Origin of the sequence: Chryseobacterium joostei (genome assembly GCF_003815775.1) — a bacterium.
Lineage (GTDB): Bacteria > Bacteroidota > Bacteroidia > Flavobacteriales > Weeksellaceae > Chryseobacterium > Chryseobacterium joostei.
In genome coordinates this window covers 4093247-4105775 of sequence record NZ_CP033926.1, presented here as the reverse complement: position 1 = coordinate 4105775, position 12529 = coordinate 4093247, and the positions used below count along the sequence as shown (strand labels likewise).

Below are 12529 nucleotides of genomic sequence, written 5' to 3'. Positions count from 1 at the left end.
TAATTTATTTCAAGTAAAAGTGAAATAGCGCCATATTTTTTTAACTTTACCCCTACAACAAAAAACTCCTGTATTCTTTAATACAGGAATTTAAACACTAAGGATGAAAAAAATATACTGATAAAAAGCTAAATAAGCTCAAAACCAAGCATATGAATGTATTGTTATAAGTGATTTGGTTCTGAGACAAAGATGAATCAAAAAAAGAAATCACTTGTTATAGAATTACAGGATAAAGTTACAGAATTTTAAGTCAATTAATCGTGAATTAGAAATTCCATTAAGAAATCATCCATCACAAACCCATTCCCAATATCAAATACTCCCTCGTCATAAACCCTGTATCCTTGGGATTCGTAGAATTTTTTAGCTGCATTATGTTTATTCACATTCAGGATAATTCTTTCGTTTCCGTTTTCAGAAACTTTTTCATTTAAAAACTGAAGTGCTAATTTTCCTAATCCTTTTCCTTTGCTTTCCGGAATCAAGTAAATGCGATGTAGTTTTGTCGTTTTGTCTTCATAATTGTGTTCGTATCCAATAAATCCTTCATAGGAATCATTATCCTCATCCAAAATCAGGTAATAGTGATAATTGGGATTTTGGAGCTGGCTTTCAAGTTCAGTATTAGAATACATTTCGGAAAGCATATACTCCATTTGGTCATCAGAAAGGATGTCTGCATAGGCGTTCTTCCAGCTTCTGCGTGCAAGATCCTGAATTAAGGTGACGTTGTCTTCGGTTGCTTTTGTTAATTTCATATTTTTCCTATTATGATTAAAAAAAGTGAAAAGCCGAAGCCTTTCACTTAATTATATTTTGTTAATTGTAAATCATCAATTTTATCACATAAGTGAATTTCAAATTGACATTAAAATCAGTTATTAACGATTTCATCAATTAAATCTTTGACATTTCAGCTTTAATTTTAGCATATAGCCCCTCTGATGCAGGAACCAACGGAAGTCTCAGATAGTTCTTAATAATTCCCTTTTCAGCCAACACTACTTTGATACCACAAGGATTTCCTTCTGCAAAAATAAGACGTGTGATCTCAACCAATTTGTTGTGAATCTCATAGGCTTCTTTTACCTTTCCGTCAAATGCCAATTGTACCATGGTAGAAAATTCTTTTGGATACCCTTGCCCGATCACAGAAATTACCCCATTTCCACCTGCCAAAGTAACAGGAAGTGTATATTCATCATCTCCTGAAACCAATGAGAACCCTTCAGGCTTCTTTCTAAGGATATCAAAATATTGTAAGATATTTGGTGCTGCCTCCTTAATCATAAAAAGATTCGGGAATTCTTTTGCAAGACGAATGGTAGTATCCGCATCAACATTCTGTCCCGTTCTCGACGGAACATTGTATATAATAATATTTTTTCCTGTAGAAGCCAGCGCTTTATAGTGTTGGTAAAGACCCTCCTGATTAGGTTTATTATAATATGGAGATACAGAAAGTACAGCATCAAATGCAGAAAGATCTGCTTCTTCTATCTGTTTCTTGACCTCAAGAGTATTGTTTCCGCCTATTCCCAATACAAGAGGAAGACGTTTATTATTCACCTTAATGATATGCTCAATTACCTGTTTCTTCTCATCATCAGAAAGCGTTGCGGCCTCAGCCGTTGTTCCTAATACTACCAAATAATTGGTTCCGTTTTCAATATTGTATTCAACAAGTTTTGTTAAACTATCGAAGTCAACGGATAAATCTTCATTAAAGGGTGTTACCAATGCAACACCTACTCCTTTTAAAATGCTCATCTGTTCGAATTATTTTCGTCAAATTTAATCATTTACACTAAGAATTTATAATAAATAATAATGTTTTATTATACATATAGTTATATTTGCATATACTAAAAGATATTATGAAAAATAAATTCTTGTTACTAGGAATTGCTCTGGCAACGCTTACTGCATGCAAAACGGCGTCTACATCGCAGCTTGCGAATGTAAAGCCCCAGAAAAATATTTCTATTAATAATGAGCTAAAAAATGATGAGGAGTTTGTAAAGTTTATTGAACCCTATAAGCAAAAACTGGATAAAGAAATGAACCAAAAGATTTCTCATACCAGTGTAGATCTTACAAAACAGGGAGATAACAGCAATCTGGGGAATCTTTTAGCTGATTATACTTTGGAAGGAGGAGATCAATGGACAAAGGCTAATCTTAAGCAAAATGTAGATGCAGCCTTAATCAATATCGGAGGAATTCGTACTACTATTGGAAAAGGGGACATTATGCTGAAAAATGTTTTTGAAGTAATGCCTTTTGAAAATGAATTGATTATTGTGAAAATGAAAGGTGCTGATTTACCCGGACTTTTTGAATATTATGCAAAAACACAGGTAAACAACCCTGTTTCTCACTTATATATTGAAACAAAAAACGGACAATTAACCCAATCTTTAGTTAACGGAAAAACAATAGATCCGAACAAAGACTACTATATTGCGACTTCAGACTATCTTGCTTTGGGAGGTGATAATATGAAGTTCTTTGGGAAAGGAGAAGCAATCCCAACGGGAGTGAAACTTAGAGATCTATATATTGAATATTTCAAGAAAAATCCTGAAATAGTTCCTGCTACAGATGTTCGTTTAAATTTTATTGGTAAAAAGTAATGGATAGAAAAAGTTTTTTAAAAGCAATAGGTGGTGGATCTTTAGCAATGGCTTTGGCTCCCAATATGATGATGGCGGAAGAATTAAACATTCTTGACTTAAAGTCCACCAATAAACTGACCATTCTTCATACTAATGACCAGCATAGCAGAATAGAACCTTTTGATGCAAGTTATACAAAGAATCCCAATCAGGGAGGTTTTGCAAGAAGGGCAAGCTTAATTCAGCAAATCAGAAATCAGGAAAGTAATGTTTTACTTCTTGATTCGGGAGATATTTTCCAGGGAACTCCTTATTTTAATTTCTTTGGTGGAGAACTGGAATTCAAATTAATGTCCATGATGAAGTATGATGCTTCCACCATGGGAAATCATGACTTTGATAATGGGCTTGAGGGATTTTTAAAGGTTCTTCCTAATGCACAATTTCCTTTTATCTGCTCCAATTATGATTTTAAAAATACCATTTTGGACGGGAAAACCTCACCCTATAAGATTTTTAATAAGAATGGAATAAAAGTAGGAATCTTCGGTGTTGGAATTCAACTGGATGGCCTTGTGGGTAAGAAACAATATGGCGAAACGGTTTATTCTAATCCAATTGATGTAGCACAGCATTATTCAAACTTTTTGAAAAATGAACAGAAATGCGATCTTGTCATTTGTCTTTCACACATTGGGTATGATTATAAGGATGAACCTAGTAAGATAAGTGATAAAATTTTAGCAGCTAGTACAGAAAATATTGATATTATCTTAGGTGGCCACACACATACATTTCTACCGGAACCTCAAACGTTTACCAACAGACAGGGCAAAAATGTACTTGTTAATCAGGTGGGCTGGGCAGGTCTTCTTTTGGGTAGAATTGATTTTTATTTTGATACAAACAAAAACGTAAAGCATATCTCCTGGAATAATCAGGCAATTGACAGCAGCATAATAGCATAATATGAAAAAACTCTCTTTAATTTCTCTTGGTATTTTAGCATCCCTGCAGTTTACAAAAGCTCAGGTCATTTCATCAAAAAAATGGGCAGATCTCTTTTCCTATAATAATGTCTTAGCCATGAAGGAAGACAATGGAAAAATAATAGCTGCAACAGAAAACGGGATCTTCTATTATACAATATCAACAGGAGAAATTACGAAGTTATCTAAGGTTAATGGTCTGCATAATGTAGGAATCACTGCATTTGATTATGATCCCAAAAGTAAGATAGGAGTGATTGGTTATGAAAACGGCTCTATGGATGTCATTACTCCTAATGAAATCAAATATATCGTTGATATTCCTATTGCTGCAGGCTATAATGGGAACAAAAAAATCAACCATATCTCTATCACAGGAGATCAGGCTGTTATTTCAGTAGGTTATGGTGTTTCTATATTCAATATAAAAAAGAAAGAATTTGGTGACTCATCATTTTTCTTAACTGCAGGGGTTTATGAAGCAAGTAACGAAGCTACCATTTTCGGAAACAAGGTATATTCTGTAACAAACACAGGTTTAAAAAGCCACGAACTGAATACCACGTTCCCTGTATTTTCTACCTGGACCACAGAAATTCCCGGAGCATTTAGACATATTGATTCTGAATCTGAATTAGTATTTTCATCGGCTACCGCAGCTTTTATCTATAATAATGGTACTCCCATGCAGCTTCCTACCAGCTTTGGAAACATCAATGATGTGGTAGTAAACTCTAACAGTATTGTAGTTACTGATAGCAGGGTATATACTTTTGGAATCAATGGAACCTACTCTAACGCCATAGATTTTGGCGAAAAGTGTAATACATCTATTATTGCCAACGGAAAAATATTTGGTGGAACAACGTTCTCCGGAATAAAAGACGAAGGTAATACAACCTATAAACCATCAGGCCCTAATTTCAATTTTGCACATAAGATAAATCTTTACGACAATAATCAACTTCTTGTATCCAGCGGAGCAAGAGCTGACAGATATAATTTCCCAGTAGAAATTCCTCAAAAACCAGGATTCTACTATTTCAATGGTACAGAATGGCTTTACTCATCATACTTTAATAAATTAGGAAATATAAATGTACTAGATGCTGTAATAAGTCCTTTTGATAATAATGAGATATTTTTCACAAATTATACCATGTTTGGTCAGGGAGTTTATAAAATGAAATATAATGCAGGGAATAAGGACTTTGACTTTGTAAAATACTATAACCTACAGGCTACTCCATATTACAGACGTGCTGTGGGTATTACAACTGACTCTAAAAGCAATATTTTTGTATCTATTGCCTATGGTGAAAATGGCGCGCCAATTCTAGCTATGTATGACAAAGCTAAAGATGATTTTATCACTAAGGAACTTTCTTTTAAAACCCTGGGAATACAGAAACCAATCGTTTATGAAAATATGTTATGGATCCCTCTATCAAGAGCTAATGCCTTTTGGGTATGCGATTATAAGGATGCCCTTAATATTTCCGACGACAATGACTATATCTTAAAAGAATCAAACGGGTTTGCCGGAAACTCCAACGGAACTGTATCTGTAGCTATTGATAAATCCGGTGATGCATGGATTGGTACAGACAGTGGCTTAAGGATATTATCTAATGCAGCCTCAGAAATAAAAACTCCGGCCCCTCAGGTTAATCCTATAATAATAGAGCAAAATGGACTTGGAGAAGAACTTTTCAGAGATTCTCACATTTTACAGGTTGAAGTAGATGGCGGAGATTACAAATGGGTTTCCGTAGAAGGAGGTGGTGTTTATTATCTATCTTCTGATGGTCAAAAAACAATAAAACACTTTACGAGAGAAAACTCTCCCCTACCAACCAATAGTGTTACAGATATAAAAGTAGATAAGAAGACTGGTAAAGTATATTTTGTGACCTATCAAGGTATTGTAACCTATCAAAGTGATGTTTCTGATGTAAATGCTAATTTCGGGGATGTTGTAGTTTACCCTAACCCTGTTGTTTACTCTAACTTCAAAGGAAAAGTTACCATTAAAGGCCTAGCAGAAAAAACAAACATAAGAATCACTGACGCTGCAGGAAATGTAGTACACTCAGCTGTCGCTCGAGGAGGATATTATGAATGGGATCTTAATAATCAGAAAGGAACCAGAGTTGCATCAGGAATTTACTTTGTACTGATGACCAATGAGGATGGCTCTGATAAAGCTACAGCCAAAATAGGAGTAGTTAATTAATGAATTCACAAAACGGTTTTTTACTATCATTCATCAAATATGGAGAAAATGATGCTGTACTGCATTGTTTTACAGAAGAGGATGGTTTTCAGACCTATTTCCTGAAAGGAATATATTCCAAAAGAAATAAAAAGAAAGCCCTCCTACAGCCATTAAATAAACTTACCTTTTCTATTAATCCTGTAAGAGGAAATGGAATACAGTCTATTTCAAAATTTGAGCTGGTAAAAAACTGTGATGTTGATGCAGATATAAGAGCAAATACCGTTATATTCTTTATTTCAGATTTTCTGAACCAAATCCTTAGACTTGAAAATAAAAATCCAAATATCTTCCTTAGCATAGAAAAATTCATAGAAGAGCTGGAAAATAAAAACTACCAGTCGCATTTGCTTTTTTTAATGGTGATATTAAAGATTCAGGGTGTTGCGCCTTTAATGAATGAAGGTAATTTTTTAGATCCGGAAACCGGAACTTTTTCCACTACTCCGACTCACCAATTGTTTGGTGAAGAGATTTCAGCGATCTGGAAAAATGTGCTTTGTACTGAGAACCTTTACGCAACAAAAATTCATTCTTCCTTAAGAAAAGATTTTCTGGATAGTCTTTTGGTATATTACCATTACCATATCTCTGACTTTAAAAACCCAACGTCATTAGAAGTTATACAGCAGATATTTGAATAGTTTAAAAGAGAATTCTAACCTGATTATTTTTTTATTAAACTTTTTTATGCATCAGATATTGACGTCCGCTTCTTCCAATTCTGGTTTTTCCATCATAAATATACCCTGCCTTAAGATAAATATGATAAGCCAATTCATTTTTCTGGTTGACGGCCAAGACAATCTCACTACAATCCTTAAAATGTGTTCTCACAAAATCATCCACCTGCATCATAGCCTCCTTGCCTACTCCTTTCCCCTGCATTTCAGGATTCACAGATAAAGACCTTATCAAAACGGCGCTTGTATTATCCGTTAGCTCAAATTTATCTTTTCCAAAATCAAGAACAAAAAAACCTACAGGAATTCCATCTTCCAGAATTGTAATAGGGAATGCATCATTATCATCCCTTTTTTCGATATTTTGCAAAGCCTGTTCTGCCGTTGCAGTAAAGCGTAACTGATTCTCATCCAAGCCATAGTTAACCTTTGAGAAGTCTTCTTGCTTAAAGAATTCTAACCTGATCATAATTAGTGATGATAGATATCTTCATACATTACTCCGGCGCGTATTTCCACCGGAAGTTTATTCTCCTCGGGAACAATGGGACAGTTGTAATCATAGGCATTATAAGCGCAAAACGGTTGATAGGATTGATTAAAATCTAAAAGAATAGTATTTCCTTTCGGAATTTTAAGATCCATGTATTTTCCACCACCATAGGTTTCCTTTTCATTGGTAGCATCTCTAAATGGAAGGAAAAGATAATCTTTATATTTTTCCTGTTTAATCAGGTCCAGACTTTGATATAAAGTTAGAGTATAAGGCTTCCCATCCAATTCAAAGATTGCTTTTCCATACTCCTTGTAGGATTTTGTTTTACCTGAAGAAGTAGGCAACTCAAAAGGCTTGGCTCTTTTTGTTTTAACAAATTTTGCAGTCACCCTGTATTTCATATCAAATGGAAAGAAAGGGTGTCCTTTAAAGTTTGTAAAATTATCCCCACGTAAAGGCGTGGTTTTAGGATCCAGATATTCAGTATCAAGATCTTTCTGAAATTTCTTAACATCCATTACTTCCTGCGAGACCATTTTTTGAGAAAAAGCCAATAAAGGTAGAAGTAAGAAGATCAATATATATTTTTTCATGAACTTTAAAATTATAAGTAAAACTATGAATTTTTGAGGGGATCAAAAGTTAAAATTGTAATAAAAAAGCATAATCTGTTTTAAATAAAATATATTCCCTTTAATCTAGCATAATTTTTGAGAACCAAAGCCCATGAACAGAAAGGAATTCATTAAGACAAGTGTACTGGCTATTTCCGGTTTTTATTTTCTTCAATCCAATCTTTTTCAAGCTGCGGAACGAAGAACAAATACCATAAAAGAAATTGTGGAAGCCCCTATCATTATCATTGGAAGTGGCTATGGAGGTGCAGTTTCTGCCTTACGACTTTGTGAGGCCGGAAAAAAAGTTGTTCTATTGGAAATGGGCCTTAACTGGGAGAAAGCAGGAATTCCGTTTTCCAATCTTTTAAAACCCGGAAAAAGTTCAGCATGGCTGAAAAAGAAAACCATTGCTCCTTTCATGAATATCTTTTCTTTAACTCCCTTTACCGGAACACTTGACCGATTGGACTTCGATAATATCAATATCTGGGTTGGAAGAGGCGTTGGTGGAGGCTCATTGGTAAACGGAGGTATGGCCGTAACTCCTAAAGAAGATTACTTTAAAGAAGTTTTCCCCAATCTGGATGCTGAAAGATTTTACAATCATTACTTTCCTTTGGTACGGGAAGAACTCAAGGTAAATGTCATTGATGAGCAGTTCTTAAAGGACTGCCCTTATTACAAATTTACAAGAGTAGGTGAAGAAGAGGCCCATAAGGCAGGCTTTAAAACGATGCGGGTTCCTAATGTATATGACTTTAAGTATATGGAAAAGGAATTCCGTAATGAAGTTCCCCGCTCAGCCCTGAATACAGAGGTGATTTATGGAAATAACCATGGCAAAAACAGTTTAGACAAAACCTACCTTAAAAAAGCTATGGACACAGGAAACCTTGAAATCCTTGACCTGCATAAAGTGGATCATATTAAACTTAATGACGATAAAAGCTATACATTAAATGCTCAGCAAATTGACACCTCCGGAAATGTAATCACTGATAAAGTTTTTCATTGTAAAAAATTGATTCTTTCAGCAGGAACCATGGGAACCTTACAGCTTCTTCTACGGTCCAATGCTGTAAATAATCTTCCGATACATGAGAAAATAGGAAAAAATTGGGGTAACAATGGTAATTTCATGACCGGAAGAAACTGGGTAAAACCATTATCCGGAGGAACAGGATCAAAACAATCTACAATTCCTGTGGGCGGAATCGATAACTGGGATGACAAGGAACATCCTTTTTTTACAGAAATTGCACCCTTACCTATGGGAATGGATGTTGCAACAGCTTTATATTTGTTAATCAACAGAGTAGATAAAAAAGGAGAAGTAGCCTATGATAAAGCCACCCAAATGCTGAAATTGAATTGGGATGAAAGCAACACGGTCAACATGAGGCAAAACGCCAAATACTTTGTCAGAAAAATGAATAAGGCCAATGGTGGCACCAGAAGTCATTTTCTGTTCAACAATGGCTTTGGAGCGGATATCTGCTATCATCCACTTGGCGGATGTGTATTGGGTGAAGCTACCAATGAATTTGGAAAACTAAGGGATCATGACCATCTGTATGTTTTGGATGGATCGCTTATTCCCGGAACAATTGGAGTAAATCCATTCGTAACCATTACAGCTATTGCAGAGTATTGTATTGAAAACCTAATTAAACAGAATGAATTTGCCTAGAGCTAAGACATTGTTTTTACTTCGGTAAGATAGTTTCGGATATCCATTTCAAGTTGGGCGGGATATGTAAAATTAAGTTTCTCAGCTAAATCAGTTCCTAGCTCATGCACAAAATCTGCGCAGGCAAACAGGGCCTGCCAATTTTCTTCAATATTACTTCCGGAAAAAGTGGCCTCTACCCTATTCCACATCTCGGTAGAAAGATATTTTTTGAACAATCTCCCATGTTTATTGGTCATGATATTGTTCCAGCCATGGGAACTCGCAATATACCATTCAATTAAAGGAACCAAATAATCTGTCCGTAAAATATTCTCAGACATGAACTTAGCATAAAAAATATCTCCACGTTTAAGGCATTTTGCCACATAGGTTGCATCCCACCAAAAATCATTGAACAATTGTTTAAAATCTTGTTCAGTAGGTTTATGAATCATGATGGTTTGATAGGTTGGCGCCTTCAAGTCTTTAGTTAGGCCATCTTTATCCACCAAAACCTTATATCCAAGGTCCCAGTCTTCCGGAAGCCTTTCCTCTTTAACTTCTTCACAAAACTCTGATACCTGATAAAGTTTAAAATCCACCTTTACATGGTCTTTATACAACACCATTTTCATGGCATGTTTTCCATCAAAAACGGTGTCATTTTCCTCTATCATGGAAATTGGTTCTCCAAAAAGACGGATCCATTCGTTATTAACTTCGTAGGCATTTCTGTTCTCAAAAACCAGCTCCACATCAAGATCACTGAAGTTATCCACAGGAGCATACGGATTGACCAATGAGCTTGTCAGAAGAACAGCACGGATATCCGGATTCCTCTCTGCCCATTGGATGATCTGCTCCAGCTTTTCTTCTCTTCTTTTCATGACTTAATAGGATTCTGATATTTTTACACGATAGACGTCAGAAGAATTTCTTTTAATAGATTCCACAAAAAAGCCTCCCTCCTCAGGAATAACTTCTTTTAGATCAAAACTTTTACAGTCTTTCGGAAGTCCTGAAAATATAAGGGTAAACCAAAAGTCCTTCATAAACGGAACGGGTGTCCAATAAGGAGAAATTGAAATATTCTCCGCATGAATCATTTTGCTTCTATGCTCAGACTGATTATCAAAAAGATAGGTTGAATGCCAAATCCTGATCAGGTTTCCTAAAAATGGCGATGCCGGAAAGCAGCAGTGTACAATCACCTGCCTCTCCTCTTCTGTTTTTGCCTGAAGAGATTCCAGGAGTTCCTTTGCAATAACCGGTTTAATAATGACTTCTTCCACCTTTTTATAAGTAATAAATAATAAGCAATGAATAAGTATATCTATCCATTGCTCATTACTGTTGTTAGTATTCTAATTCTAGCTTTTCTTTTGTATAATTTCTTACCTTTTCAGTAAGTTCAGGATTTTCTGCCAACTTTTGTCCATATGATGGAACCATTTCAAGCAGCTTCTCTTTCCATTCTCCATTCAGTTTCTCAGGGAAACATTTTTCAAGAACATCCAGCATTGCATATACTGCTGTTGAAGCTCCCGGTGACGCTCCCAGTAAAGAGGCGATAGTACCGCTTTTGTTAACAACTACTTCAGTTCCGAACTCCAGCTTTCCTCCTTCTTTTTCATCTTTTTTGATAACCTGAACTCTTTGCCCTGCTACTTTCAATTCCCAATCATTTTCATTGGCATCCTTGATAAATTCTCTCAAATGCTGCATTCTTTGAGACTTAGTCATCGCAACCTGCTGGATAAGGTATTTAGTCAGTGGAATATTATGCCACCACGCACCAAATAAAGATTTTAAGTTTTTGGTATTCACACTTTCAGGTAAGTCAAGATAACTTCCTTCTTTCAGGAACTTTGTAGAAAATCCGGCAAAAGGTCCGAAAAGAAGCGCTTTTTTACCATCAATGATTCTAAGATCAAGGTGTGGAACTGACATTGGCGGAGCGTCCACTGTTGCCTGTGTATATACTTTGGCCTGATGCTTCTCTACCAGCTCCTGATTATGAGTTACCAACCACTGTCCTGAAACAGGGAAACCTCCATATCCTTCACTCTCCTTAATATCCGAGCTATCCAATAACTGAAGTGCATATCCCCCAGCTCCAATGAATACAAAATCTGCAGTAACCTCTTGCTTGTGGTTATTAATTCTATCTTTCACCTTCATTTCCCATTTCCCATTTTCCTTTGGATCAATATCCTTCACTTCATGGTATAGGAAAACCTCAACATTAGAATCCTCAAGCAGATGTCTACCCATTTTTCTGGTCAATGTCCCGAAATTCACATCCGTCCCCATGTCCATTTTGGTAGCAGCCATTACTTCAGATTTATTTCTTTTGCTCATTACCAAAGGAATCCATTCTCTCAGTTTCTCATGATCTGAAGAAAATTCCATTCCTGAGAAAAGGACAGATTCAGACATTTTATCATAACGTTTTTTAAGATATTCGGCATCTTTTTCACCAAATACCAAGCTCATATGTGGGCAGGAATTGATAAAATCCTTTGGATCCTGAATATAACCTTTGCTTAGCAAATAGGCCCAAAACTGCTTTGAAATTTCAAACTGCTCAGCAATACTTTCTGCTTTCTTAATATCAATGCTTCCGTCAGGCTTTTCAGGCGTATAATTTAGCTCACAAAATGCGGAGTGCCCTGTTCCGGCGTTGTTCCATGCTGCTGTACTTTCCTTGGCAAATCTTCCAAGTCTTTCGAAGATAGCAATTTCAAGATTTGGATCAAATTCATGGAGCAGCGTGGCTAGCGTGGCACTCATGATTCCGCCCCCTATCAGTACAACGTCGTATTTAGGTTTCGGTGTTCTGCTTGTAAGCGATTGTGACATAATTTTAAATTTTACTTCAAATTTCGGGAAAAGTTTTAAAAAGAGGAACGCGTTTAACGATTTTAACACGTTATTTTTTCCGGCAAAAACACTTCTTTAGTACACAACAAAAAACCATCGAAATTTTCAATAAAGCATCATTGAAATGATTGATGATATATGATATTATTAAAAAAAATTAAAATAATATATATTTTTAATTCACTGAATGGTAACTAATTAAACTTTATTTCAATATCTTAATTTTATAAAAATTTAAGTTTATTATAATAAATACTTTAGCCATAGCTATTTACGAGAATATATTTTAT

General features: G+C 35.5%; 12 protein-coding genes. 5 read left to right on the top strand and 7 right to left on the bottom strand.

Annotation, left to right across the window (positions count from 1 at the left end; genetic code table 11):
• Nucleotides 1-257: 257 nt before the first annotated feature.
• Both EG359_RS18820 and dapA read right to left on the bottom strand, forming a co-directional pair.
• Entirely contained in the window at nt 258-761 is a 504-nt protein-coding gene (locus EG359_RS18820; RefSeq protein WP_076356362.1) for a GNAT family N-acetyltransferase, read from the bottom strand.
• Between the two features lie 139 nt (nt 762-900).
• Complete coding sequence (gene dapA / locus EG359_RS18815) at nt 901-1773, bottom strand: 4-hydroxy-tetrahydrodipicolinate synthase (RefSeq protein WP_076356360.1); 873 nt, start codon at nt 1771-1773, stop codon at nt 901-903.
• A gap of 107 nt (nt 1774-1880) precedes the next feature.
• On the opposite strand from dapA, the gene EG359_RS18810 reads away from it, so the two are divergent.
• From EG359_RS18810 to recO, 4 genes are read left to right on the top strand one after another with little or no spacing between them, the layout of a single operon-like run.
• Nucleotides 1881-2639: a 5'-nucleotidase C-terminal domain-containing protein gene (locus tag EG359_RS18810; protein WP_076356358.1), complete on the top strand. Its 759-nt coding sequence runs from the start codon at nt 1881-1883 to the stop codon at nt 2637-2639.
• Nucleotides 2639-3589, top strand: a complete 951-nt coding sequence (locus EG359_RS18805; protein ID WP_076356356.1) for a bifunctional metallophosphatase/5'-nucleotidase — start codon at nt 2639-2641, stop codon at nt 3587-3589. Before EG359_RS18810 ends, EG359_RS18805 begins: the two co-directional genes overlap by 1 nt.
• 1 nt (nt 3590) lies before the next feature.
• On the top strand, nt 3591-5846 hold the full coding sequence (gene porZ / locus EG359_RS18800) for a type IX secretion system anionic LPS delivery protein PorZ (protein WP_076356354.1): 2256 nt from the start codon (nt 3591-3593) through the stop codon (nt 5844-5846).
• Complete coding sequence (gene recO / locus EG359_RS18795; protein ID WP_076356350.1) at nt 5846-6532, top strand: DNA repair protein RecO; 687 nt, start codon at nt 5846-5848, stop codon at nt 6530-6532. The genes porZ and recO overlap by 1 nt, the downstream gene beginning before the upstream one ends.
• Nucleotides 6533-6566: 34 nt before the next feature.
• Here the strand turns inward: recO and EG359_RS18790 are convergent, their stop codons facing one another.
• Nucleotides 6567-7040, bottom strand: coding sequence for a GNAT family N-acetyltransferase (locus tag EG359_RS18790; protein ID WP_076356348.1), 474 nt, complete (start codon nt 7038-7040; stop codon nt 6567-6569).
• 2 nt (nt 7041-7042) lie between these two features.
• On the bottom strand, nt 7043-7660 hold the full coding sequence (locus EG359_RS18785) for a DUF1684 domain-containing protein (RefSeq protein ID WP_076356343.1): 618 nt from the start codon (nt 7658-7660) through the stop codon (nt 7043-7045).
• A 133-nt stretch (nt 7661-7793) separates the two neighbouring features.
• Between EG359_RS18785 and EG359_RS18780 the strand changes: the two genes are divergently transcribed.
• Complete coding sequence (locus EG359_RS18780) at nt 7794-9374, top strand: GMC family oxidoreductase N-terminal domain-containing protein (RefSeq protein ID WP_076356341.1); 1581 nt, start codon at nt 7794-7796, stop codon at nt 9372-9374.
• 2 nt (nt 9375-9376) lie between these two features.
• Here EG359_RS18780 and EG359_RS18775 read toward each other — a convergent pair whose 3' ends face one another.
• The 3 genes from EG359_RS18775 to mqo form a co-directional block, all read right to left on the bottom strand.
• Nucleotides 9377-10243: an AadS family aminoglycoside 6-adenylyltransferase gene (locus EG359_RS18775; protein WP_076356339.1), complete on the bottom strand. Its 867-nt coding sequence runs from the start codon at nt 10241-10243 to the stop codon at nt 9377-9379.
• A 3-nt stretch (nt 10244-10246) separates the two neighbouring features.
• Nucleotides 10247-10648 (bottom strand): hypothetical protein, encoded by a 402-nt coding sequence (locus EG359_RS18770; protein WP_076356337.1) that lies wholly within the window; start codon nt 10646-10648, stop codon nt 10247-10249.
• 64 nt (nt 10649-10712) lie between these two features.
• Complete coding sequence (gene mqo / locus EG359_RS18765; protein WP_076356335.1) at nt 10713-12218, bottom strand: malate dehydrogenase (quinone); 1506 nt, start codon at nt 12216-12218, stop codon at nt 10713-10715.
• Nucleotides 12219-12529 lie beyond the last annotated feature (311 nt).

Bases quoted from the DNA above. Each gene is read 5' to 3' on its own strand.
- EG359_RS18775 (WP_076356339.1), bottom strand. From the start codon at position 10,243: ATGAAAAGAAGAGAAGAAAAGCTGGAGCAGATCATCCAATGGGCAGAG.
- EG359_RS18790 (WP_076356348.1), bottom strand. From the start codon at position 7,040: ATGATCAGGTTAGAATTCTTTAAGCAAGAAGACTTCTCAAAGGTTAAC.
- EG359_RS18805 (WP_076356356.1), top strand. From the start codon at position 2,639: ATGGATAGAAAAAGTTTTTTAAAAGCAATAGGTGGTGGATCTTTAGCA.
- EG359_RS18780 (WP_076356341.1), top strand. From the start codon at position 7,794: ATGAACAGAAAGGAATTCATTAAGACAAGTGTACTGGCTATTTCCGGT.
- porZ (WP_076356354.1), top strand. From the start codon at position 3,591: ATGAAAAAACTCTCTTTAATTTCTCTTGGTATTTTAGCATCCCTGCAG.
- recO (WP_076356350.1), top strand. From the start codon at position 5,846: ATGAATTCACAAAACGGTTTTTTACTATCATTCATCAAATATGGAGAA.
- EG359_RS18810 (WP_076356358.1), top strand. From the start codon at position 1,881: ATGAAAAATAAATTCTTGTTACTAGGAATTGCTCTGGCAACGCTTACT.
- mqo (WP_076356335.1), bottom strand. From the start codon at position 12,218: ATGTCACAATCGCTTACAAGCAGAACACCGAAACCTAAATACGACGTT.
- EG359_RS18820 (WP_076356362.1), bottom strand. From the start codon at position 761: ATGAAATTAACAAAAGCAACCGAAGACAACGTCACCTTAATTCAGGAT.
- dapA (WP_076356360.1), bottom strand. From the start codon at position 1,773: ATGAGCATTTTAAAAGGAGTAGGTGTTGCATTGGTAACACCCTTTAAT.
- EG359_RS18785 (WP_076356343.1), bottom strand. From the start codon at position 7,660: ATGAAAAAATATATATTGATCTTCTTACTTCTACCTTTATTGGCTTTT.